Source organism: Kitasatospora sp. NPDC050543 (assembly GCF_044457565.1).
Classification (GTDB): domain Bacteria; phylum Actinomycetota; class Actinomycetes; order Streptomycetales; family Streptomycetaceae; genus Kitasatospora.
In genome coordinates this window covers 186,811-209,231 of record NZ_JBITGZ010000004.1, presented here as the reverse complement: position 1 = coordinate 209,231, position 22,421 = coordinate 186,811, and the positions used below count along the sequence as shown (strand labels likewise).

Sequence of the window (22,421 nt, the reverse complement as noted above, 5' to 3'; positions counted from 1 at the left end):
GCTCAGCCGCCGAGGTCGATGACTGGGCGGGCCGACGGGCTGTCGGTGATGCGCGCGTCGTCGGTGATCAGGCCGTCGAAGAGGCTGACCACCCGGTCGGCGCTGCCGGCCACCCGGGCGTCGTGGGTGACCAGCACGATCGTCCGGCCTCGTGCGTGGTGGCGGGTGAGCAGGGCGAGCACCTCCCGGGCGCTGCGGCTGTCGAGGCTGCCGGTGGGTTCGTCGGCGAGCAGCAGGTCGGGGTCGTTGACGAGGGCGCGGGCGAGGGCCGCGCGCTGGCGTTCGCCGCCGGAGAGCGCGGCGGGCGCGGCGGTGGCCCGGTCGGTGAGCCCGAGTTCGGCGAGCAGGCCCTCCCGGCGCTCGCGGGCGGCGCGGGCGGGGTGGCCGGCGAGCAGCGCGGGCAGTTCGATGTTGTCGGCGACGGTGAGGTCGGAGACGAGGTTGCCGGTCTGGAAGACGATGCCGATGCGGCGGCGGCGCAGGACGGCCCAGTCGGCTTCGCGCAGGGTGTCCACGCGTCGGCCGCCGAGGTGGATCTCACCGGTGTCGGGGCGCTGGAGGCCGCCGAGCAGGTGGAGGAGGGTGGACTTGCCCGCGCCGGAGGGGCCGGTGATGGCGACGAACTCGCCGGCGTCGACGGTGAGGTCCACGCCGCGGACGGCCGGCACGTCGGCGCCGGGGCGGGCGCCGCGGTGCGTCTTGGTGAGGCCGGTGGCGCGCAGTACGGGCGGGGCGCCCTGCGGCACGGGTGCGCCGGCCGGTGGCACGGGCGCGGTGCCCTGCGGCACGGGTGCGATGGCCTCGGCGTCGTGGCCGCTCACGTGAGCTCCTCCTGGCAGCGCTCCAGCCAGTCGAGGTCCGCCTGGAGGTGCAGGACGGCTCCTTCGATGAGCAGCTGGGAGACCCGGTTGCCGCGTTCCTCGGTGGCCATCCGGTTGAGGCCGCGGATGACGTTGAGGTAGTGGCGGCGCTGGTTGTTGATGAGGGTCAGCCGGTCGGCGAGTTCGGTCTCGGGGGCGAGGACGAGCTTGATGTAGAAGTCGTCGCGGACCCGGGGCCCCTCGGTCGGTTCGGCGAACCATTCGGCCACCTCCTGGCGGCCTGCCTCGGTGATGGCGTAGACGCGCTTGTCCGGCTTCCCGTCCTGGGCGACGTCCTGGCCTTCGATCAGGCCCGCCTTCTCGAGACGCCCGAGAGTGACGTAGACCTGGCCGATGTTGGCCCGAGGGTACGCGGCGCCGAAGGTCAGTTCAAGGGCCTGCTTCAGTTCATAGCCGTGCGCGGGCTCCTTGGCCAGCAGGGCGAGCAGCGGTAGCCGCACTGCGACTCTCCCCTCCCTTCGATCGTCCGGGCATACTCTGTCGTCAGTGGACGTGGCCCGGTGGTTCGGCCCGATCACACGGTACGCGAGGCAGACCGCCCGGCCCATTGGGTACCCGGCAGTGGCGGGGTGTACCCGCCGCCGGGGCGGTCGTGCGGGCGAGGTTGGAGGTCGGTGCGGTGCGCCGTCGGAGTGTGGGAAAGCTGGCGGCGCTGCTGGCCGGTGCGCTGCTGACGGACGGCTGTTCGCTGCCCGGCGAGGGCGCCGGGCGGGGCGGTGGGTCCGGTACCGGGCCGGTGACGCTGGCCACCGGCCGGGACCGGGCGGGCTATCTGCAGGGTCTGCTCGACGGCTGGAACGCCGCCCGCCCGCAGGAGCGGGCGACTCTCGTGGAGCTGCCGGACGCGGCGGACGAGGTCCGGGCGCAGCTGGCCCAGGGCCTGTCGCGCGGGAGCGACCGGTTCGACGTGGTGAACCTCGACGTGGTGTGGACGGCGGAGTTCGCGCAGCGCGGGTGGATCGCCGCGCTCGACGAGGCGCAGATCCCCACCGATCGGCTGCTGCCCGCCGCGGTGGGCACCGGGCGGTGGGAGGGGCGGCTGTACGCGGTGCCGTTCGTGACCAACGTCGGCCTGCTGTACTACCGCTCGGATGTGCTGGAGTCGGAGGGCGAGCGGGTGCCGGAGACCTGGGCGGATCTGGCGCGGCTCGCCCGGACGGTCGCGCCCCGGCACGGCCTGGAGGGCTACGCGGGCCAGCTGCTGCCGTACGAGGGGCTGACGGTGAACGTGGCGGAGGCGGTGGCCTCGGCGGGTGGGCGGTTCCTGGACGGCGGCGGGCGGGTGGCGGTGGACGGCCCGCAGGCCCGGGCCGGGCTGGAGTTCCTGGCCGGTGGGGTGCGCGAGGGCTGGATTCCCCGCGAGGCGCTGGGGTTTCGCGAGGAGGAGTCGCGGCAGGCGTTCCAGGACGGGCGGCTGCTGTTCCTGCGCAGCTGGCCGTACGTGTATCCGCAGGCCGCGGGGGCCGGATCGAAGGTTGCGGGCAGGTTCGGGGTGGCGCCGCTGCCGGGGCCGCAGGGGGCCGGCGCGGCGGTGCTCGGCGGTTCGAACCTGGCGGTCGGTGCCGCCTCCCGGCACCAGCGGACGGCGCGGGAGCTGATCCGTTACCTGACCGGTGTCGAGGTGCAGCGCCAGGTACTCACCGAGGGCGGGGTGCCGCCGGTCTGGGCGGACCTGTACACCGATGCCGAGCTGGTGCGACGCTATCCGTACCTGCCGGTGCTGCGGCGCGGGCTGGAGACGGCGGTGCAGCGGCCGTCGGTGGCCGCGTACCAGCAGCTGAGCCTGGCGATCAGTGCCGCCTCGTACGACGCGCTGCTGGGCCGCGGTACGGCGGACGCGGCCGTGTCGCGGATGGCGGCGGATCTCCGGGAGATCGTCGGCGGGTAGCGGTAGCGGAACGGCTTTCGGGTCGGATCTCTCCTTCGAGGGCTCGGATACTTACTTGTTAAGTATCCGAGCCCTCTCCTTATGTCCGGATACGCCCCAGCTCTCCCCTTAGTTAACGCGCCAGTACCCCTGGACGTCATCTTCCGGCATACATAACATGCATGCATCCCCGCCGCCCGGGACGGCGCGAACGGGGACCGTGCGACTCGCGCGGCCGCTGCGCCGTGCTCTCTTCGAGGTGACACATGCTCAGGTCTCCCCTGCCCGGCGACCCTCCACCCCCACCCGGTCTCGGCCTGCTGATCACGGCTCCGGACGCTCCCGCGACCCCGGATCACGGGTGGTGGCGGGACGCGGTGATCTACCAGGTCTACGTCCGCAGCTTCCAGGACTCCGACGGCGACGGCATCGGGGACCTGGCCGGCGTGCGCACCCGCCTCCCGTACCTGAAGCGGCTCGGCGTCGACGGCGTCTGGCTCAACCCGTTCTACGTCTCGCCGCAGCACGACCACGGCTACGACGTCGCCGACTACTGCGCCGTCGACCCGCTGTACGGCACCCTGGACGACTTCGACGACCTCGTCGAGGACTGCCGGCTGCTCGGCCTCAAGCTGATCCTCGACATCGTGCCCAACCACTGCTCCAGCGAGCACCCGTGGTTCCGGGCGGCGCTCGCCGGCGCACCCGGCAGCCCCGAACGCGCTCCGTTCCACTTCGCCGACGGGCGGGGCGAGCACGGCGAACTGCCGCCCAACAACTGGCGGGCGATGTTCGGCGGCCCGGCCTGGAGCCGGGTCCGCGAGTCGGACGGCAGCTGGGGCCAGTGGTACCTGCACCTGTTCACACCCGAGCAGCCCGACCTCAACTGGCGCGACCCGGCGGTCGCCGCCGAGTTCGAGCGGGTGCTGCGGTTCTGGCTGGACCGCGGCGCCGACGGCTTCCGGATCGACGTCGCCGCCGGCCTGTACAAGCACCCCGAACTGCCCGACTCCCCGGACCCGGAGGCCGACGAGCGCACCCGCGACTCCGTCAACCCGCTGGCCTGGAACCAGCCCGAGGTCCACGACGTGTGGCGCCACTGGCGGGCGATCTGCGAGGAGTACACCGCCCGCGACGGCCGAGACCGGCTGCTGGTCGGCGAGGCATCCGTGCCCACCCCCGCCGAGCAGGCCGCGTACGTACGCCCCGACGAGCTGCACCAGGCGTTCTTCTTCCACCTGCTGCACGCCCCCTGGGACGCCGCCCACTTCCACCGCGTCATCGACGAGGCCGTCCAGGACATCGCCGCCACCGGATCCACCGTCACCTGGGTGCTCAACAACCACGACCAGGTCCGCACCACCACCCGCTTCGCCGCCGCCGACGAACTCTCCGGCGGCGTCCGGGCCCGCGCGGCCGCCCTGCTGATGCTGGCCCTGCCCGGCGCCGCCTACCTCTACCAGGGCGAGGAGCTCGGCCTGCCCGAGGTCGACGACCTGCCTGACCATCTCATCACCGACCCCATCTTCCAGCGCACCGGCAGTCGGGTGGGCATCCGGGACGGCTGCCGCATCCCCCTGCCCTGGTCCGGGCTCGAGTCGCCGTTCGGCTTCAGCCCGGCCGGCGCGAAGGAGCCCTGGCTGCCGCAGCCCGCGCACTTCGCCGCGCACACCGCCGAGCGGGTGCTCGCCGACACCGGCTCCGCCTGGCACCTCTACCGCGACGCCCTGCACCTGCGCAGGGTGCTCCCGCAGCTCGGCGAGGGCACCCTGCGCTGGCTGGACACCCCGCCGGGCGTGCTCGCCTTCGTCCGCGGCGAAGGACTGCTGTGCGCCGTCAACTTCGGTGACGGGCCCGCCCTCGCGCCCGTCGACGGCGAGCCGCTGCTGGCCAGCGGCCCGTGCCCGCCGGGCATCCTGCCGGCCGGCACCACCGCCTGGTGGGCCCGCGACGGCCGCTCCTTCTGACGGAGCCCCCGAGCCCCCGGCCCCACCCCTCCGAGCCCCCTGATCCCGCCGCGCCGACCGCGCGGCGCCGCCGCCGGCCACTTCCCGCCCCGGCGGCGGGGGCCCGCCCCAAGGACCCCACCCCGTGGGGCGGGCCGCACCTTCTCCCCATCTCTGCCCGGCAGTCCGGCCGCCTCCGACCGGACCGATCCCACCCCCGAACGGCACCCGGCCCCGGCCGGCACCTGCCACACCGAGAGGACACCCCCACCATGCGAACCCGACGACCGGCCCTCGCACTGACGGCCGCCCTGGGCCTGGCCACCACCGCCACCGCCTGCGGCACCACCACCCCGGCCGCCGACAACGCCGGCGCCAAGCCACTGAGCGGACAGACCGTCAGCGTCGCCGCGACCTGGACGGGCGCCGAGCAGAAGAACTTCCAGAAGGTACTGGACGCCTTCACCGCCAAGACCGGCGCCAAGACCGTCTACATCTCCACCGGCGACAACGTCTCCACCCTGGTCGGGAGCAAGGTCGAGGGCGGCGACCCGCCGGACGTCGTCATGATGCCGCAGCTCGGCGTCCTCCAGCAGTTCGCCCGCAAGGGCTGGCTGGAGCCCCTCTCCCCCACCGTCGCCGACCGGCTGAAGCACGACTTCGCCAAGGTCTGGAGCGACTACGGCACCGTGGACGGCAAGCTGTACGGCCTGTACTTCAAGGCCGCCCACAAGTCGACCGTCTGGTACAGCCCCTCCGCCCTCGACGGCGCCGGCGCCAAGCCCCCGGCCACCTTCGACCAGCTGCTGGCCACCGGCCACGCCGTGTCCGACTCCGGCCTGCCCGCCTTCTCCGTCGCCGGCGAGGCCGGCTGGCCGCTCACCGACTGGTTCGAGAACGTCTACCTCTCCCAGGCCGGCCCGGAGAACTACGACAAGCTGGCCAAGCACCAACTCCCCTGGACCGACCCGACCGTGGTGAACGCCCTCACCACGCTCGGCAAGCTCTTCGGTGACCGGCAACTGGTCGCCGGCGGCGGCAAGGGCGCCCTGCAGACCGACTTCCCTGAGTCCGTCCAGCAGGTCTTCGGTGACAAGCCCAAGGCCGCGATGGTCTACGAGGGCGACTTCGTCGGCGCCGTCATCTCCGGCGACCTGGGCAAGAAGGTCGGCGAGGACGCGAGGTTCTTCCCCTTCCCCGCGGTCGGCACCGGCAAGCCGCCCGTCGTCGGCGGCGGCGACGCGGCCGTCGTCCTCAAGGACGCCAAGCACAAGGACGCAGCCCAGCAACTGCTGGAGTTCCTCGCCACGCCCGAGGCGGCCGGCGTCTGGGCCCAGGCAGGCGGCTTCCTGTCGCCCAACAAGTCCCTCGACACCGCCCGTTACCCGGACGCCACCACGCGGCAGACCGCCGAGTCGCTGATCGCGGCCGCCGACACCTTCCGCTTCGACCTCTCCGACCAGGCCCCCGCGGCCTTCGGCGGCACCCAGGGCAGCGGCGAGTGGAAGATCCTCCAGGACTTCCTCGCCGACCCCTCCGACGTCAACGGCACCGCCCAGCGTCTCGAAGCCGCCGCGGCCGCCGCCTACCAGGGCTGACGGGCCGACAGACGATGGCATCCACTCCCCGGAGCTTCGGCGCCGCCCTGCGGCGCCGGAGCCTCGCCCTGCTCTTCCTGCTCCCGGCCCTCTCCCTGCTCGGCGCGTTCGTCCTGTACCCCATCGGCTGGTCCGTGGTGCGCAGCCTCTTCGACGCCTCCGGCAGCGGTTTCGTCGGACTCGGCAACTACCGGACGGCGTTCGGCGACGACGCCAACCTCACCGCACTGCGCAACAGTGCCATCTGGGTGGCCGTGGCACCCGCCCTGGTCACCGCCATCGGCCTGGTCTTCGCCGTGCTGACGGAGAAGGTCCGCTGGGGCACCGCGTTCAAGCTGCTGGTGTTCATGCCGATGGCGATCTCCTTCCTCGCCGCCGGCATCACCTTCCGCCTGGTGTACGAGCAGGACCCGCAGCGCGGCGTGCTGAACGCCGCCGCCACCGCCGTGCACGACACCTTCGACCCCGCCACCACCTACCCCGGCGCCCGCCCGCGGCCCGGCGGGCCCACCGCCCTGCCCGACGGCTCGGTGCGCACCGCCGAGGCCCGCACCGTCCAACCGGACGGGCCCGCCGCGCTCACCGTGCCGCTGGTCGGCATCCAGCCCGCCGCCCTTCCGTCCGAGGCCCGGCCGGCCGCCACCGACCTCCCCGGCGACGGCGTCCGGGGCGTGGTCTACCTGGACGTCACCCCCGGCGGCGGCACCCCGGGCAAGGTCGACCCGGGCGAACGGGGGTTGCCCGGCATCACCGTCCAACTTCTCGACGGCACACGGACGGTGGCGACCACCACCACCGCACCGGACGGCTCCTTCCGGTTCCCCGGGCACGCCACCGGCGCCGTCAACCTGCCCGCCGCCGACTTCGCCGCCCCCTACCGCGGCATCGAATGGCTCGGCCCGGCCCTGGTGACCCCGGCGATCATCGGCGCGTACATCTGGATCTGGGCCGGCTTCGCCATGGTCATCATCGCCGGCGGCCTCGCCAACCTGCCCCGCGAGACCCTTGAGGCGGCCCGGATGGACGGCGCCGGCGAGTGGCAGATCTTCCGCCGGATCACCGTGCCGCAGCTCGCCCCCGTCCTCGGCGTGGTCTTCGTGACCATGGTGATCAACGTGATGAAGATCTTCGACCTGGTCTTCGTCATCGCCCCCGGGCCCGTCCAGCAGGACTCCGGCGTCCTCGCGCTGCGCCTGTGGCTGGTCTCCTTCGGCGGCGGCAACGACCAGGGACTCGGCAGCGCCCTCGGTGTCCTGCTGCTCCTGCTCGTGATCCCCGCCATGATCCTCAACATCCGACGCTTCCGCAGGAGCCCGCGATGACCGAGCTGCTCCCCCGTCCCACCGCCGACACCCCGGCGGCGGGGCCCGCCCCGGCCACCGGCCGCCCGCCACGCCCCGGCCCCGCCGCCCGGATCGGCGCACTGACCCGCAGCGGACTCGTCCAGGCCGTGCTGCTGCTGTCCGCCGCGCTGTGGCTGATGCCCACCGTCGGCCTGCTGATCACCTCGCTGCGCCCCAAACAGGACAGCGCCGCCTCCGGGTGGTGGACCGTCCTCGGCGAACCCGCCCGGCTCACCCTGGAGAACTACACCGCCCTGCTCTCCGGCGGCGAGGTGCTCCACGCGTTCTGGAACACCGTACTGATCTCCGTGCCGGCCACCCTGCTGACCGTGGCCCTGGCCGCACTCGCCGGGTACGCCTTCGCCTGGCTGGACTTCCCCGGCCGGGACCGGCTGTTCGTGGTGGTGGTCGGCCTGCTGGTGGTGCCGGTCCAGATCGGTCTCATCCCGGTGGCCAAACTGCTCGGCGCGGTCGGCCTGTTCGGGACGGTGCCCGGCGTGGTGCTGTTCCACGTCGCGTACGGACTGCCGTTCGCCGTCTTCCTGCTGCGCAACCAGTTCCTGGAGATCCCGCAGGAGATCCTGGAAGCCGCCAGGATGGACGGCTGCGGCGAGTGGGCCATCTTCCGCAAGCTCGCCCTGCCGCTGGCCGGGCCCGCACTCGCCTCCCTCGCCATCTTCCAGTTCCTGTGGGTGTGGAACGACATGCTGGTCGCCCTGGTCTTCGCGGGCAGCGACTCCCAGCCTCTGACGGTGCTACTGCAGTCCCAGATGAGGCAGTTCGGCGCCAACCTGGACGTGCTGGCGCCGGGCGCCTTCCTGTCGCTGCTGGTGCCGGTGCTCGTGTTCTTCTCCTGCCAGCGCTACTTCGTCCAGGGCGCCATGGCGGGATCGGTCAAGTGAGCCGCCGCGTACCAGCGCCATGGTGACGAGGCGACAGCCCCGGGGCTGAAGCCTCGTCACCATGGGGCACCGCGCGTACTACCGCCCCGGTACTACGAGAGCAGGCCGTTGTAGTCGGGGAGCTTGAAGGTCCGCTCCGCGTGGCCGCCGACCAGGTCGGTGGTGTTGTTCCCGATGTTGGCGATGATCGTGTAGCCCTGCTGCTCGACCTCGATGCGCTTGTCCGTCTTGAAGTCCTGCACCGGCTCGAAGAGGTCGGTGAAGTCACGGCCGTAGAGGCCGTCGACGGTGTAGCCGGCGTGCTGGAGGCTGTGCTCCGTCAGCTCCTCGATGAAGTCCGGGCGAGCGGTGACGAAGATGATGGCGACACCACGCGAACGCGCGAAGCGCGCGAGTTCGAGCACCGACGGGATAGCGGGCTGCAGGAACGGGTGGAAGTGCGTCTGCAACGTCGTGTTGTCGATGTCGAACACGATCGCCGGCCGCTCACCCGAGGCCGCGGCAGCGGCCGAGCGCTGCTCGATCCAGGTCCGTGCCGGGGCGATGGCCGCCCGCACGTCGGAGAGCCACTGACTCTCGGTCACACTCGCTGCCAGGAAGGAGGTGGGGGCTGACACCGCGGGGGCGACCGGGGCGGCGACCGCCGGCGCCGCAGCGGCCGGAGCGGCCGTGGCCGGGGCCGCGAAGCCCAGGGCGAGTACCCCCGCGACCACGGTGGGGACGATCACTCTGCCGGCAATTCTCATAGCTGTCACCAGATTCACTCGAAGGAAGGGAGCCCGTTCCGGCGGCTGTTCGCAGGGCGGGCAGGGCAACCTCTCATATCGGGAAGTCCTTGAACAGACTTATGACTTACCGGCAAGTAACGATCATCTGGTGAGAATGCGAAGACTCCGCGACTGCGCCAGGCCGACCCCCGCCCCGTCGGTGTCGCCGGGCCGGCCCGCGGCAGCCGAGTCGGCCGGCTCATCGTCCGGCGCCGACGGTGACCAGGCCGGATTCGTAGGCTGCGATGACCGCCTGGGCACGGTCACGCACATCGAGCTTGCCGAAGATGCTGGTGATGTAGTTCTTGACGGTGGAGAGGCTGATGTCCAGGGCGCACGCGATCTCGCCGTTGTCGAGACCGGTGGCCATCAGGCGCCACACCTCCACCTCGCGGGGCGTGAGGTCGCCCGGGCCGGCGGCGAGCGGGGGCGGCGCGTTGCGGGGCGCCCGCACATAGGTGGAGATCAGCCGGGTGAGCAGGCGCGGCGCGACGGTCGCCTCGCCGGCGTGGACGATGCGGATCGCCGCGCCCAGTTCCTCCGGGGAGATGTCCTTGGGCAGGAACCCGTAGGCGCCGGCGCGCAGGGCGGCCACCACGTACTCGTCCATATCGAAGGTGCTCAGGGCCAGCACCCGGCACTCGGGCAGGCTGCCGGCGAGTTCCTCGGTCGCGCCGACCCCGTCCAGGACGGGCATCCGGATGTCCATCACCACGACGTCCGGGCGCAGTTGGTGCGCGAGGGCGACGGCCTGGGCTCCGTCCTCGGCCTCGGCGACCACCTCGATGGAGGGGTCGGGGCCGAGGATCAGCGCCAGGCCGCGCCGCACCAGCGGCTGGTCGTCGACGATCAGCACGGTGATCTTCTGCGGCGCCCCGGTCATCGGCGCGGCTCCCCTCGCTCTGCGGCTGCCTCGGCCGCCTCGTCGGGGGTCAGCGGCAGGTCGGCCGCCACCGCGAACCCGCCGCCGTCCTGCGGGCCGGTCCGCAGGGTGCCACCGTGCAGGGCGACCCGCTCGCGCATACCGACCAGCCCGTACCCGGGCCGGCTGCCGGGCCGATCGCCCTCCCGGGGCGGTGCTCCCCCGCCGTCGTCACGGACCTCCACGGTGATCCGGTCCGGAAGGTAGGTCAGCCGCACGCACGTACGGGCGGGGCCGGCGTGCTTGGCCGCGTTGGTGAGCGCCTCCTGGACGATCCTGAACACCGTCAGGCCGAGGGCCGGTGGCAGCGGGCGTTCCTCCCCGCGGATGCTGAGTTCGGTCGGCAGGCCGGCGAGCGTCGAGTCGGCGACGATGCGGTGGAGGTCGCCGGCGCCGGGCTGGGGCGCCGCGGGCGTGTCCTCCGGTTCGTCGCCGGCCCGCAGGACGTCGAGGAGTTGGCGCATCTCGCGCAGGGCCAGCCGTCCGGAGGTCTCCAGGGTGACCAGGGCGTCGCGGACCACCTCCGGGTCGCCCGCCAGGTTGGCCCGGGCGCCGCCGGCCATCAGCTGCATGGTGGTGATGTGGTGGGCCACGATGTCGTGCAACTCCCTTGCGATGCGGCGGCGTTCTTCGGCCACCGCGCGGTCGGCCAGCAGCGTGCGGTTGGCCGCCACCTCCCGCTGCCAGCGGTTGACCACCAGGGCGGTGCCGATGACGAGCCCGACGGAGACGACGTCGGCGAGGAGGTCCTGCCAGGACGGAAGCCGGCCGTAGCTCTGGCTCAGCAGCCTGACCAGGACCGTCGCGGCGGACCCCAGCGCCGTGATCGGGCCGGTGCAGGCCCTGGCGAGCGAGTACAGGGCGACCGTGAGGACGCCGCCGAAGTGGCTGGACATCGGCTCGGTCAGCCTGAGTGCCGAGCCCATCACCAGGACGGCCGCGATCACCGACACCGGATGACGGCGTCGGACGAGCAGCGGCAGGGCCGACAGGATGATCAGAAGGAGCCCGGTCACGGTGACGGGGTGATCGTCGGTCTCGCTGAGGAGCGAGTAGCCGAGCAGGTCGATCGCACCGGCCCCGATGGCCACCAGCGCCTCGTCGCGGGTCCAGGGCAGGACGTCGCCGCCCGGCAGCCTGCGGGCGAGGAGGCCGGGCCCGGGGTGCCGGCGCCTGCGCATGTCTGTTCCCCCTGGGTCCGGCCCTCCGGGCGGGCGCCCGGCGCGGCTGTGCCGCCGTCATGATCCATTCTGGCACCCGGCCATCGGCCCGGACACGGGCCCTACGGCGGATCCCCGACCAGGACCAGGGTCCTGGTCGCCGGCCGGCGGCGGACCTCGGGCCCCGGTCCGGTTCATCCGCTGCCAGGACGACCCGGGGCCCGGTGACGTGATGGTCTGGATGCCGGCCGGGAACCCCCGGAATTGCAAGCCGCCATGCCGGAGGAAATCTTGATCCGCGCCCTGACCGGATTCTCCACCAGAAATGCGTGGAAGGTCATCGCCCTCTGGGCGGTGCTGGGTATCGCACTGAGTCTGCTGAGCCCGATCCTGCTCGCCCGCGTCACCCAGAGCCAGAGCGGGGACTTCCTGCCCGGGAGCTACGACTCGGCCGCCGCCCTGAGAATCGCCGAGGAGAAGTTCGGGGTGAAGCCCGACGCCAGCACCGTGACGGTGCTGGTCGCCCGCTCCGACGGCAAGGCCCTCACCCCCGCCGACCAGCATCGGGTCGAGGCCGGAGCGGCGAAGCTGGCCCAGCGCCGGGTCATCATGCCCCGGACCGAGGACGACCCGCCCTTCCTCGTCCCGGACCACTCCCAGACTCCTCGGGTCGCTCCGGCCATGGTGGCGCCCGACCGGAGCTTCGAGCTGCTCTCCGTCGAACTCATCGGGAATTCCGCGGACGAGGGCGTCCAGAAGGTCTACCGCGCTTTCCGGGACGCCGCCAGAACACTGTTCGCCGAGGAGGGAATGCGTACCGGTTTCACCGGGGGAATGGCCGACACCGTCGATACCGCCGATTCCCACAAGGCGGCCGCGTTGATCGGGAACATCCTCGTCATGGGGCTCATCGTGCTGCTCAACGTGCTGGTGTTCCGCAGCGTGCTGGCGGCCCTGCTGCCGCTGATCGCGGTCGCACTGATCGGCGGCGCGGCATCGGGCGCCGTCGCGGGCGTCGCGACGCTCACCGGCCTCAAGCTGGACGCGAGCACGCCGGGGCTGATCAGCGTGGTCCTGCTCGGCATCGGCGTCGACTACCTGCTGTTCCTGCTGTTCCGCTTCCGCGAGCAGCTGCGGGCCCGGCCCGAGCAGCCCGCCCGCGCGGTGGCCGCCGACGTGGCCGGCCGGGTGGGCAACGCGATCACCTCGGCGGCGCTGACCATCGTGGCCGCATTCGCCACGCTGGGGGTGGCGACCTTCGGGCAGTTCCGCTCGCTGGGCCCGGCCATCGCCATCGCGGTGCTGGTGATGCTGGTGGGCAGCCTGACCCTGATGCCGGCTCTGCTCGCGGCCGCCGGACGCAAGATGTTCTGGCCCTCTCGCGCCCTCAGGCGTGAGCCGCGCCCAGGCCTGGCCGCCCGCTTCGGCGCGCTGGTCGCGCGACGGCCGCTGACGCTGCTGGCCGCCTCCGTCGCCCTGCTGGGCGCGCTGGCCGCCGGGATGGCCGGGATCCGGATGGACTACGGCCACGACGGTGGCGGTGCCCGCACCCCCGCCGCGGCCACCGCGGCCGAGATCTCCCGCGCACTGCCGGCCGGTGTGTCCGACCCGACGAGCGTCTTCGTCGCCGCCACGGACGGCAGCACCCTCAGTGTGGAACGGCTTGACGGCCTGTCACACGCGCTCGCCCAGGTCGAGGGCGTCGGCCAGGTCGGGCGGAGCGCGCTGAACGAGGACCACCTGGCCGCCCGGATCGACCTCTACCTGACGGCGGACCCGCAGAGCCAGCAGGCCCGCGACCTCGCGTCCGGACCGGTCCGGGCCACGGTCGCCGCACACACCCCCGCCGGCACGACGGCCCATGTGGGCGGCACGGCCGCGATCTTCGCCGACATCTCGACCGCGGTCGACCACGACCTCAAGATCGTCTTCCCGGTCGCGGCCGCGCTGATCGCACTGATCCTGCTCCTGCTGCTGCGGAGCCTGCTCGCACCGGTGGCACTGATGCTCTGCGTCGGGCTCGGCTTCGCGGCCACACTCGGCGCCGCCACCCTGCTGTTCCAGCACGGCTTGCACAGGCCCGGTGTCAGCTTCGTCCTCCCGCTGGTGCTGTTCCTGTTCGTCGTGGCGCTGGGTACCGACTACAACATCCTGATCAGCGACCGGATCCGGGAGGAGATGCAGCGACCGGGCCCGGCCCGCGCCGCCGTGGCCCGCGCGGTACGGCACACCGCCCCGGCCATCGCGACGGCCGGCGTCGTGCTGGCAGGCTCGTTCGCCAGCCTTGCCACGACCCCGGGCAGCGAGCAGGTCGCCTTCGCGATGGCGCTGGGCATCATGCTCTCCGCGTTCGTACTGTCGATGGTGCTGGTGCCGGCGGTGGCCGCGCTGCTGGGCCGTAGCCTCTGGTGGCCGGTCCGCCCGGGCCGCTCCGCGGACCACCACCACGCGCAGCACGGCGCGGCCGCGCCTGCGCCGGAGCCGACGCCCGAGCGGATCTCCATCTACTGACCCGTGCTCCCACAGGCCGGTACGGCACCGGTGCTTGTCGTGACGCGAGTGTCACGGCAAGCACCGCTGCCGGATTGCGGGACTGCCGGACTGCCGGACTGCGGGGCCGCCCTACCGCCGTACCGCTGTTGCGCCGAGCACCGCCGTACCTACCGGTGTGAGTCCCGCTCCGCCGCCTCGGCGATGCGCTTGATGTCCGCCAGCCGCCGGTCCCAGTCGGACGCGAGCTCGGCCATCCAGCGCGCCGTCGCGTCCAGCGCCGCGGGCCGCACCGCGTACCGCACCTCGCGTCCGGCCCGGCTGCCGGAGACCAGCCCGGCGGCGTCCAGGACGGCGAGGTGCTTGACCACCGCCTGACGCGAGACGGGCAGCCGCTCGGCGAGCGCCGTCGCGGTGGCCTCACCCTGCGCCGCGAGCAGGTCGAGCAGCTGACGCCGGGTCGGATCGGCCAGCGCGGCGAGGACGCTGCCGGCCGCCTCGACGGCGCCGCGAGGCTCCTGTGTCACGCCGCCGACTGCTCGGTGCGCTTCTTGAACGCGTCGAGCACCTGGGGCCAGCCGCCGGTGTTGTCCTGCACGGCCTTGCGGCGCAGTTCCTCCGAGCCGGCCAGCGCCGCGAAGCCGCTCTCGACGACGCGCAGGCGCGTCTTGTCGCCCTCCGAGGTCAGCGTGAACTCCACCAGGGTGCTGTTGTCCTCGCGCAGCTCCTCCCCGGGAAAGGCACTGGCCCAGCGGTACGCCAGGTACGTCGGCTCCTCGATCTTCTCCACGCGCACCGGGAAGTCGCCGTACTCGGCGTTCCTCGCCACCACCGACTCGCCCTCCTTCGCCACCGCGCCGGACCGGCCCGGCTTGTCGGTCACCCAGAACCCGGGCTCGGTCACCAGCGACCAGACCCGCTCCACGGGCGCCTCGATCAGGGTCTCTCGTTCGATCCGGTCCTCGCTCATCAGGGAACTCCTTCATGTCGGGATTGGGGTGCAACTCCAGAGTTGCACATCACCCTCGGAGGCGCAACCCAAGGGTTGCAGTAGCTGCCCGGCCGTGCGATCAGGGCCGGCACTGATCGCACGGCACCTCACACGACACCCCCTCGCGCGGCACCTCGCCCGCCTGTGGGCCGCCGGGACGGGGGCGATCCTGCGGGTCAGGGCCGCCCTCAGCCGCGCTGCTCTGCCGGGGCCGGTGCGCCACCCGCCGACGGCGGCTGCGCCGCACGGACGCCCGGCTGCCGGCCGGTCACGTCGGACAGGGCCTGGAGAAGATGACGCAGGGCCGGTGCGGGCGGCCCACCGCGGACGGCGAGGGAGGTGACGAGGGAGAGGTCCGCCAGCGGGCGGTAGCTGACGCGAGGGATCGGCGGCAGGTCGCACACGCGGTAGAACACCGTCCAGGACGGGAGGTCGCCGCCGATCTCGGTGAGGGTCTCCCGCAGCGTGGTGAACGCGGGCCCGGGCGCCGTCGGGACGAGCCCGGCCGCGCGCATCGCCCCGGTCACCAGGTCGTGGAACGGAGGATTGCCCGCGCGGGGGGCCAGCCGCAGGGGCAGGCCGGCGAGTTGCTCCAGGCGCAGCGGTGCCCCGGCTGATGGCGCGTCGAGTGCCGGCGCAGGACCGGCGAGCGGGTGGTCGGCGGGCAGGGCGGCGTACAGCGGATCGTTCCACAGCGGGATCAGCTCCAGCCCGGGGACGGTCGCCGGACCGCGGATGAAGGCGGCGTCCAGCACACCGGACCGGACCTGCGCCAGGCGCTGCGCCGGAGCGGCCCGGCTGAGTCGCACGCGCAGGCGCGGGGCGAGACCGGCCAGCGCGGCGAGGACGCGGTAGAGGCGATCGCCGGGCCCGTGGACCGCGCCGAGCCGCAGCACGCCGTCGACACCGTCGACGATCTCGGCCGCGACCCGGCGGGTGCGTTCCGCCGCCGCCAGGACGGCGCGGGCCTCGGGCAGCAGGCGCTCGCCGGCGGCCGTCAGCCGGACCTGCCGGGCCGAACGGTCGAAGAGGGCCAGCCCCAGCTCGCGCTCCAGCCGCTGGACCTGCTGGCTGACCGCGGACTGGACGATGTTCAGACGCTCGGCGGCACGGCCGAACCCGCCCTCGTCCGCCACCGCCACGACATACCCCAGCTGCCGGAGCTCCACGATCCCCCCATCGAGTTGCCGGCCTTGCGCGCGAGGTCCTCCGGCCGGTGCGCCGGTCCATCGCGATCACTGATCGGTGCCATCGCCAACTGCTTCTGGTTCGCCGGCTATTCCCGCGGTCGAATGGAACCCGATCATCCGGGCCTCCTACGCCGGACCACCTACGAAGGACGAGCAGATGCCCCAGCAGCCGCCCCCCGACCCCACCCGCGAGGCCGTCCCCCACGCCGGGTCGGCCACCCTCGTGCGCGCGGCGCACGCCGAGGTCGTCGCCCTCGCCGCGGGCAGCGCCTTCCACCTGCTGGCCGACGGAGACGGCAGCCACGGCGGCAGCGCCTTCGGCGTCAACCGCCTCACCCTGACGGAGGGCGCCGACGGAGCCAGGCCGCACTGCCACGGGCGGTCCTCCGAACTGTTCTACGGACTCGGCGGCGCCGCGCAGTTCCTCCTCGGCGACCACCTGACCACCGTCGCCGCCGGCGACCTCCTGATCATCCCGCCCGGCCTTCCGCACGCGTTCGGAGCGGCGCCCGGCAGCACGGCCGACCTGCTGGTGGTCATGGCACCCGCCGTCGAACGCTTCGGCTACTTCCGCCACCTCGGCCGAATCGCCGCGGGTCAGGACACGTTCGATGCCCTCCTCACCGAACAGGAGCGCTACGACGTGCACTTCACGGACGCCACGGGGTGGCGACGCACACGGTCCCGGACGCACTGATCGGCGGACATCCCTACCGGGACGGCAGCGCCATCCGACGCGTGGGCAGCGCGGACGGGGAGGCGCGGGCCGCCGGGGAGCGAGCGGCGACGCCGACCGGTTGAGACCGGACGCCGGCTCCGAAGCCCCCGCCGTCGAGCCCGGCCGACCGGGCCGGCCATGGAGGAAGGCCGGCGCCCTCGTGGGGCACCGGCCTTCCTCTCGCCAGAGTCAGGGTCAGGCGACGAGTTCGGAGTCCTGCGCCGGATTCTGGGCGGGCGCGGGCTTGGTGTCCCGCATGACCACGGCGGCCAGCAGGGCGGCGGCGAGGACGCCGATCGCGCTGATGGTGAAGGTGGCCGACATGGAGCTGGTGAAGGCCTCGCGGGCGGCGTGGACCAGGCCCGCGTCCCCCTGGGCGGCGGCCAGCGCGCCGGCGATCGAGTGCTTCGCCGGTTCGGGCGTGTCGGCGGGCATCTCACGGGTGAAGCCACTGGAGAGGAGCGAGCCGAGGATCGCGATGCCGAGCGCGGTGCCGGCCTGCTGGATGGTGTCGTTCAGGGCCGAGCCGACGCCCGCCTTCTCCGCCGGGATGGTACTCATCAGCGCGCCGACCGCAGCCGGCATCGCCAGGCCGGCGCCGAGGCCGAGCAGGCCGAGCGCAAGGGCCGGGACGGTGAAGCCGGAGGCGGCGGAGACGGTGGCCAGCAGCCCGAAGGAGGACGCCATGACGAGCATCCCGGCCAGCACCAGGACGCGGTTGCCGATCTTCGCGGCGAGCCCGGCGCCGGCGGCGTTGCCGATCAGCGCGGCGACGGCCAGCGGTACGAACGCCAGGCCCGCCTGGACGGGCGAGTAGCCGAGCACGAACTGCAGGTACTGGGTGAGCACCAGCAGCAGGCCGCCGTTGCCGATCTGCACGAGCGTCAGCGAGAGCGAACCGCCGCTGAAGTTGCGCTGCTTGAACAGGGCCAGCGGCACCATCGGTGCGGAGGTGACGTTCTCCCAGACCACGAAGGCGCCGAGGGCGAGGACCGCGACCGCCAGGGTGAGCGCCGACCGGCCGCCGAAGGCGCCGTGCTGCGGGAGCTCGATGATCCACCAGATCAGGGCGGTCATACCGACCGCGGACAGCACCGCACCGAGCGGGTCGGGCTTCTGCCACGGCCCCTTCGACTCCGGCATGAGGGTCATGGCCGCCAGGACGGCCAGCGCGACGACCGGAACGTTGATGAAGAAGATCGAGTGCCAGGAGAAGTGGTCGATCAGCGCACCACCGAGCACCGGGCTGCCGACCAGGCCGAGCATCGACACCGAGCCCCACGCCGCCATCGCCTTCCCGCGCTCGTCCTCGTCGAAGACGGTGATGAGGATCGACAGCGTCGACGGCATGATCAGCGCCCCGCCGACGCCCATCGCGATCCGCACGGCGATCACTTCGCCGGGGTCGGTGCAGAAGGTCGCGGCCAACGAGGCCGCACCGAAGAGCAGCAGGCCGAGCACCATGACCTTCCGGCGGCCGAACCGGTCACCGAGACTGCCGGAGGTCAGCAGGAGGCCCGCGAAGACCAGGACATAGGAGTCCAGGATCCACTGGATGTCCTGGGCGCTGGCTCCGGTGTCCTCGGTCATCTGCGGCACCGCGACGGTCAGCGCCATGCTGTCGACCACCAGGACCAGCGTGCTCAGGCACAGCACGACGAGGATCCACCAGCGGCGTGGATTGCGGGTTTCCATCAGGCTTCCTTCCGAATTGCAAACACTGCTCCGGCGTTGCGAACACTGTACGCATCAAGGATCGCCGTGCGCAACCGGTGCCCCTGTACTCTTCATGTGAACGCTGCACCCACCAAGGAGCGCCATGGCCGCCAAGACGAACCCGATCCCGTCCGTGTGGGCCCGCGAGCAGCGCGAGCCCCAGCGGCCCTCGCTCAGCCGGTCCGCGATCGTCCGCGAGGCGATCGTCATGCTGGACACCGAGGGCGCCGAAGCGCTCAGCATGCGCAAGCTCGGCGCCCGCCTGAACGCCGGCGCGACCTCCCTCTACCGGCACGTCGCGACCAAGGACGAGCTGATGGAGCTCGCCGTGGACGAGGTCGTCGCCGAGATCACGGTCCCGCCCGCCGACGGCCCCGACTGGCGCGGCGCCGCCACCGAGGCCGCCCGGTCCTTCCGGGCGACGGCCCTGCGCCACCCGTGGCTGGCCTCGGTCCTCGGCCAGGCCGGGCTCGCCTACCTGGGCCCCAACCTGATGTCCTTCTCCGAGCGCCTGACCGCCCTGTTCGCGGCCGCCGGCTTCCCCGAGCCCGGCCGCGCGATCGACACCGTCCTGGGCTACGTCATCGGCACCAGCACCACCGAGGCGGCCTGGCTCACCACGGTCGCCCGCTCCGGCGAGAGCGAGGCCGCGTTCATCGCCCGCCTCATGCCCGCCGCGGAGCAGGCCGCAGCCGGCCACAGCCACCTCGCCAACGCGTACGCCGACGCCAGGGCCGACGCCGTGGCCCTCAGCCCCGCCGAGATCCGCGACGTCAAGTTCGCCTACGGCCTGGAGGTCGTCCTCGACGGCCTGGCGCTGCGGCTCCCCCGCGACTGACACCCCACCGGCACTCGCACGGCGGGGCACGGCACCGCGCGCGCCCACCCCGCCCGATCCGCCGGAGGGCACCCACGGCGGCTCGACTAGCCTGGGGCCATGGGTGACAGCACTCCGCTGGGTGAGTTCCTCCGAGCACGGCGCGAAGCGCTCAAACCGCAGGACGTGGGCCTGCGCGCGCACGGACGCAGGCGGGCGCCCGGGCTGCGCCGCGAGGAGGTCGCCGTCCTCGCCGGTGTCAGTTCCGACTACTACATGCGCCTGGAACAGGGCCGGGAGAGCAGCCCCTCGGCCCAGGTCGTCGAGGCCCTCGCCGCGGCACTCGACCTGGACGGCGCCGCCGCCGGCCACCTGCGCCGGCTGGCCCGGACACCTCCGGGGCCCCACCGGCCGGTCAGCGGCCCCGAGCAGGTGAGCCCGCAGCTGCGCCGGCTGCTGGCGGACTGGCCGGGCACGCCCGCCTTCGTCCTGGGGCCGGCCCTGGACGTGCTGGCGCACAACGCCCTCGCCGCCGCCTTGCACAGTGGCTTCGAGCGATTCGACAACCTCGCCCGCATGGTGTTCCTCGACCTCGCCGGCCGTGGCTTCTACCAGGACTGGCACCGGGCCGCACACGGCTGCGCCGCCGAGCTCCGCGCAGCCTACGGCCGTGATCCGGCCTCCGCGCGGATCGGCGAGGTGGTCGACACGCTCTGTGCGAGGAGCCCGGCGTTCGCGGCGCTCTGGGCCCGGCACGACGTAGGGGGAAAGACGCTCCAGCACAAGGACCTGCACCACTCCCGGGTCGGTGGGCTGGAGGTGCAGTTCCACGCCTTCACCGTCAACGAGGCCCCGCAACAGCAGCTGATCGTCTACCAGGCCGAGCCCGGCAGCGGCACCGCCGCGGCGTTCGCCGAGCTCGCCCCACCCGCCGGGCACCGCGCACCCGTCGCGGAAGGGCTGCCCGGCCGCGAGCCGGTGGCCGCAGAGACGTAGCCGCCGGGTCGCTTTCGGCCCCGGCGCCACCCCGTTGCCGTCCTCATCCCCTGACACACGTTCAGGCCGGCTGAGGGCGCACAGCCCGGGCCCGCTCACCGCTCGCGCCGCGGGACCAACCCCGCCTCGCCTCCGGTGTGCCGGGTGGCCAGGCCGCACGCCACCCGGGTGTGCGGTTCCTGGGTGTGGCGCACCTGGGGTAACGGCGGCCTGGCAGTGCGCCCCCGGGCCACGCGAACCTGGGGACCGGCGGCCGCCCGGCCCGGAGGCCGCCGCTTCCGAGCACGCAGAAGTGGAACCCCGTGAGCCCCGTGAACACCCGCAGGACCAGTACCGCAACGAACACCGGCAGCACCGCCGCCGCCGTACTCGCCCAACTGCACCGCCGGTCCGCGGATCCCCGGCGACGCATCCTGTTCACCGGCGCCGCCATCGTCACCATGGACCCGGACCTCGGCATCCTTGACCGCGGCGACCTCCTCGTCGAGGGCACCCGCATAGCCGCCGTCGGCCGGGGCCTCAGCACGGAAGGCGCGGTGGTCGTCGACGCCACCGGCACGGTCCTGTGCCCAGGGTTCGTCGACACCCACCGGCACGCCTGGCAGACCCAGCTGCGCCGGATCATGCCGGACGTCGACGACCTCGGCGGCTACGTGGCGGCCACCCTGGCCGGCCACGCCACGGTCTACCGGCCCGAGGACATGTACGTCGGCACCCGGCTGGCGGCCCTGACCGCGATCGACAGCGGCATCACGTGCATGCTCGACTTCTCGCACAACTCCCGTACCCCCGAGCACTCCGACGCGGCGATCGAGGCACTCCTGGACTCGGGCATCCGTGGCGTACACGCCTCCATGGGGCCGCACTTCGGCGACTGGGACCATCAGTGGCCGGGCGACCTGGCCCGGTTGAAGGACCGGTACTTCAGCAGCGACGACCAGTTGCTTTCCCTGCGGGTGGCCGCTCTCGCCACCGACGAGATCGCCGGACCGGCCTTGGCGTACGGGCCCGAACTGGCGCGTACGGCCGCGGAGCTGGGCGTCGGGGTGAGCGTGGACGCGGTCTTCGGGACGCCGTCCTCGCAGGCCGTGCTGCGCTGGGCGGAGGACGGCCTCCTCAGCCCCGGCGTCACACTCATCCACGCCACCGGCCTGACCCCGCAGGCGTGGCGGGCGATGGCCGACTGCGGCAGCACCGTGTCCCTGGCCCCCACCTCCGACGCGCAGATCGGCCTGGACAGTGCCGTGCCGGCCGTCGACGAGGCCCTGGCCGTCGGCATCCGGCCCGGACTGAGCATCGACGTCGAAGTCGCCCTGGCCAGCGACATGTTCACGCAGATGCGGACCCTGCACGCCATCCAGCGGATGCGTGCCGTCAACGCCGCCCACGGCACCGACCGCCGGCCGGCCCGGATCACCTCCCTCGACGTCCTGGACTTCGCCACCCTTCAGGGAGCACGCACCAACGGCCTTCAGGCGGTGACCGGTTCGCTCACTCCGGGCAAGAAGGCGGACCTGCTGGTCATCCGGGCCGAAGACCTCAACAACATGCCGCTCAACGACGCCGTCGGCACCGTGGTGCTGGGCTGCGACGCCCGCAACATCAGCACCGTGCTCGTCGACGGCGAGCCCCGGAAGTGGAACGGCCGGGTCCTCGGCGTGGACCTCCCGGCCCTGCGCGCCCAGGTCGCCGCTTCACGCGACCACGTACTCAACGCCCGGAAGTCCTGAGCACCCCGACCTACCCCCATGGGCCTGCCCCGGCCGCTCCAGCAGCCGGCCGGGGACCGGCCCGCCCACGCCGACCGTCGAACTGCCCCTCGCGCCGACCCGCAACTCGCTACCCCGGGTCGGGCGAGCCCCGCCGAACGAAGGGTGGGCATACCGGGCACGAGGTGGCAGGCTGGCCCGGCAAGCACAACCGAAGGAACATGCGATGAGTGACACCGGCGACGGAGACTACAACTCCGGACAGAACAGCCGCCCCCGGCAGCACCACCAGCCCATGCGGTGGCCCTCCGGCGGGCGCGGCTGGTCGATCGTGGCGGGCCTGGCGCTGCTGCTCATCCTCGCGGCCTTCGCAGCTTCCTGACCCGGGCGCCCCCGCCAACGCGAGCC

General features: G+C 73.0%; 20 protein-coding genes. 11 read left to right on the top strand and 9 right to left on the bottom strand.

Annotated elements, in window-relative coordinates; genetic code table 11:
- Positions 1-2: 2 nt before the first annotated feature.
- Together ACIBH3_RS06895 and ACIBH3_RS06890 are read right to left on the bottom strand one after the other, a co-directional pair.
- Entirely contained in the window at positions 3-767 is a 765-nt protein-coding gene (locus ACIBH3_RS06895; RefSeq protein ID WP_396310975.1) for an ABC transporter ATP-binding protein, read from the bottom strand.
- 50 nt (positions 768-817) lie between these two features.
- Positions 818-1,321 (bottom strand): helix-turn-helix transcriptional regulator, encoded by a 504-nt coding sequence (locus tag ACIBH3_RS06890; RefSeq protein ID WP_396310843.1) that lies wholly within the window; start codon positions 1,319-1,321, stop codon positions 818-820.
- A gap of 203 nt (positions 1,322-1,524) precedes the next feature.
- On the opposite strand from ACIBH3_RS06890, the gene ACIBH3_RS06885 reads away from it, so the two are divergent.
- The 5 genes from ACIBH3_RS06885 to ACIBH3_RS06865 all read left to right on the top strand — a co-directional run bounded on the left by ACIBH3_RS06885 (position 1,525) and on the right by ACIBH3_RS06865 (position 8,537).
- Positions 1,525-2,769 (top strand): ABC transporter substrate-binding protein, encoded by a 1,245-nt coding sequence (locus tag ACIBH3_RS06885; RefSeq protein WP_396310974.1) that lies wholly within the window; start codon positions 1,525-1,527, stop codon positions 2,767-2,769.
- Positions 2,770-3,014: 245 nt separating this feature from the next.
- Positions 3,015-4,715: a glycoside hydrolase family 13 protein gene (locus tag ACIBH3_RS06880; protein WP_396310842.1), complete on the top strand. Its 1,701-nt coding sequence runs from the start codon at positions 3,015-3,017 to the stop codon at positions 4,713-4,715.
- 251 nt (positions 4,716-4,966) lie between these two features.
- Positions 4,967-6,292: an ABC transporter substrate-binding protein gene (locus ACIBH3_RS06875; RefSeq protein WP_396310841.1), complete on the top strand. Its 1,326-nt coding sequence runs from the start codon at positions 4,967-4,969 to the stop codon at positions 6,290-6,292.
- 14 nt (positions 6,293-6,306) lie between these two features.
- On the top strand, positions 6,307-7,614 hold the full coding sequence (locus tag ACIBH3_RS06870; protein WP_396310840.1) for a carbohydrate ABC transporter permease: 1,308 nt from the start codon (positions 6,307-6,309) through the stop codon (positions 7,612-7,614).
- A 92-nt stretch (positions 7,615-7,706) separates the two neighbouring features.
- On the top strand, positions 7,707-8,537 hold the full coding sequence (locus tag ACIBH3_RS06865) for a carbohydrate ABC transporter permease (RefSeq protein ID WP_396310973.1): 831 nt from the start codon (positions 7,707-7,709) through the stop codon (positions 8,535-8,537).
- A gap of 92 nt (positions 8,538-8,629) precedes the next feature.
- On the opposite strand, the gene ACIBH3_RS06860 is transcribed toward ACIBH3_RS06865, so the two are convergent.
- From ACIBH3_RS06860 to ACIBH3_RS06850, 3 genes are all read right to left on the bottom strand, one after another.
- A complete protein-coding gene (locus ACIBH3_RS06860) occupies positions 8,630-9,265 on the bottom strand; it encodes an HAD family acid phosphatase (RefSeq protein WP_396310839.1) in 636 nt (211 codons plus the stop codon).
- A gap of 238 nt (positions 9,266-9,503) precedes the next feature.
- On the bottom strand, positions 9,504-10,187 hold the full coding sequence (locus ACIBH3_RS06855; RefSeq protein WP_396310838.1) for a response regulator: 684 nt from the start codon (positions 10,185-10,187) through the stop codon (positions 9,504-9,506).
- A complete protein-coding gene (locus tag ACIBH3_RS06850) occupies positions 10,184-11,407 on the bottom strand; it encodes a histidine kinase (protein ID WP_396310837.1) in 1,224 nt (407 codons plus the stop codon). Before ACIBH3_RS06850 ends, ACIBH3_RS06855 begins: the two co-directional genes overlap by 4 nt.
- 255 nt (positions 11,408-11,662) lie before the next feature.
- Between ACIBH3_RS06850 and ACIBH3_RS06845 the strand changes: the two genes are divergently transcribed.
- Complete coding sequence (locus tag ACIBH3_RS06845) at positions 11,663-13,897, top strand: MMPL family transporter (RefSeq protein WP_396310836.1); 2,235 nt, start codon at positions 11,663-11,665, stop codon at positions 13,895-13,897.
- Positions 13,898-14,046: 149 nt separating this feature from the next.
- On the opposite strand, the gene ACIBH3_RS06840 is transcribed toward ACIBH3_RS06845, so the two are convergent.
- The 3 genes from ACIBH3_RS06840 to ACIBH3_RS06830 form a co-directional block, all read right to left on the bottom strand.
- Complete coding sequence (locus ACIBH3_RS06840; RefSeq protein ID WP_396310835.1) at positions 14,047-14,403, bottom strand: ArsR/SmtB family transcription factor; 357 nt, start codon at positions 14,401-14,403, stop codon at positions 14,047-14,049.
- Positions 14,400-14,846, bottom strand: coding sequence for an SRPBCC domain-containing protein (locus ACIBH3_RS06835; RefSeq protein ID WP_396310834.1), 447 nt, complete (start codon positions 14,844-14,846; stop codon positions 14,400-14,402). Before ACIBH3_RS06835 ends, ACIBH3_RS06840 begins: the two co-directional genes overlap by 4 nt.
- Before the next feature lie 209 nt (positions 14,847-15,055).
- Positions 15,056-16,036, bottom strand: coding sequence for a LysR family transcriptional regulator (locus ACIBH3_RS06830; RefSeq protein WP_396310833.1), 981 nt, complete (start codon positions 16,034-16,036; stop codon positions 15,056-15,058).
- Positions 16,037-16,214: 178 nt separating this feature from the next.
- On the opposite strand from ACIBH3_RS06830, the gene ACIBH3_RS06825 reads away from it, so the two are divergent.
- Positions 16,215-16,754, top strand: a complete 540-nt coding sequence (locus tag ACIBH3_RS06825) for a cupin domain-containing protein (RefSeq protein WP_396310832.1) — start codon at positions 16,215-16,217, stop codon at positions 16,752-16,754.
- Between the two features lie 216 nt (positions 16,755-16,970).
- On the opposite strand, the gene ACIBH3_RS06820 is transcribed toward ACIBH3_RS06825, so the two are convergent.
- On the bottom strand, positions 16,971-18,470 hold the full coding sequence (locus ACIBH3_RS06820) for an MFS transporter (RefSeq protein WP_396310831.1): 1,500 nt from the start codon (positions 18,468-18,470) through the stop codon (positions 16,971-16,973).
- 124 nt (positions 18,471-18,594) lie between these two features.
- On the opposite strand from ACIBH3_RS06820, the gene ACIBH3_RS06815 reads away from it, so the two are divergent.
- The 4 genes from ACIBH3_RS06815 (at position 18,595) to ACIBH3_RS06800 (ending at position 22,395) form a co-directional block, all read left to right on the top strand.
- Positions 18,595-19,329, top strand: a complete 735-nt coding sequence (locus ACIBH3_RS06815) for a TetR/AcrR family transcriptional regulator (RefSeq protein ID WP_396310830.1) — start codon at positions 18,595-18,597, stop codon at positions 19,327-19,329.
- A gap of 99 nt (positions 19,330-19,428) precedes the next feature.
- On the top strand, positions 19,429-20,304 hold the full coding sequence (locus ACIBH3_RS06810) for a helix-turn-helix transcriptional regulator (RefSeq protein WP_396310829.1): 876 nt from the start codon (positions 19,429-19,431) through the stop codon (positions 20,302-20,304).
- 302 nt (positions 20,305-20,606) lie between these two features.
- Positions 20,607-22,034 (top strand): amidohydrolase family protein, encoded by a 1,428-nt coding sequence (locus ACIBH3_RS06805; RefSeq protein WP_396310828.1) that lies wholly within the window; start codon positions 20,607-20,609, stop codon positions 22,032-22,034.
- 205 nt (positions 22,035-22,239) lie between these two features.
- Positions 22,240-22,395 (top strand): hypothetical protein, encoded by a 156-nt coding sequence (locus tag ACIBH3_RS06800; protein ID WP_396310827.1) that lies wholly within the window; start codon positions 22,240-22,242, stop codon positions 22,393-22,395.
- Positions 22,396-22,421: the final 26 nt, after the last annotated feature.

Bases quoted from the DNA above. Each gene is read 5' to 3' on its own strand.
- ACIBH3_RS06880 (WP_396310842.1), top strand. From the start codon at position 3,015: ATGCTCAGGTCTCCCCTGCCCGGCGACCCTCCACCCCCACCCGGTCTC.
- ACIBH3_RS06875 (WP_396310841.1), top strand. From the start codon at position 4,967: ATGCGAACCCGACGACCGGCCCTCGCACTGACGGCCGCCCTGGGCCTG.
- ACIBH3_RS06870 (WP_396310840.1), top strand. From the start codon at position 6,307: ATGGCATCCACTCCCCGGAGCTTCGGCGCCGCCCTGCGGCGCCGGAGC.
- ACIBH3_RS06855 (WP_396310838.1), bottom strand. From the start codon at position 10,187: ATGACCGGGGCGCCGCAGAAGATCACCGTGCTGATCGTCGACGACCAG.
- ACIBH3_RS06850 (WP_396310837.1), bottom strand. From the start codon at position 11,407: ATGCGCAGGCGCCGGCACCCCGGGCCCGGCCTCCTCGCCCGCAGGCTG.
- ACIBH3_RS06845 (WP_396310836.1), top strand. From the start codon at position 11,663: ATGCCGGAGGAAATCTTGATCCGCGCCCTGACCGGATTCTCCACCAGA.
- ACIBH3_RS06835 (WP_396310834.1), bottom strand. From the start codon at position 14,846: ATGAGCGAGGACCGGATCGAACGAGAGACCCTGATCGAGGCGCCCGTG.
- ACIBH3_RS06825 (WP_396310832.1), top strand. From the start codon at position 16,215: ATGCCCCAGCAGCCGCCCCCCGACCCCACCCGCGAGGCCGTCCCCCAC.
- ACIBH3_RS06820 (WP_396310831.1), bottom strand. From the start codon at position 18,470: ATGGAAACCCGCAATCCACGCCGCTGGTGGATCCTCGTCGTGCTGTGC.
- ACIBH3_RS06815 (WP_396310830.1), top strand. From the start codon at position 18,595: ATGGCCGCCAAGACGAACCCGATCCCGTCCGTGTGGGCCCGCGAGCAG.
- ACIBH3_RS06810 (WP_396310829.1), top strand. From the start codon at position 19,429: ATGGGTGACAGCACTCCGCTGGGTGAGTTCCTCCGAGCACGGCGCGAA.
- ACIBH3_RS06800 (WP_396310827.1), top strand. From the start codon at position 22,240: ATGAGTGACACCGGCGACGGAGACTACAACTCCGGACAGAACAGCCGC.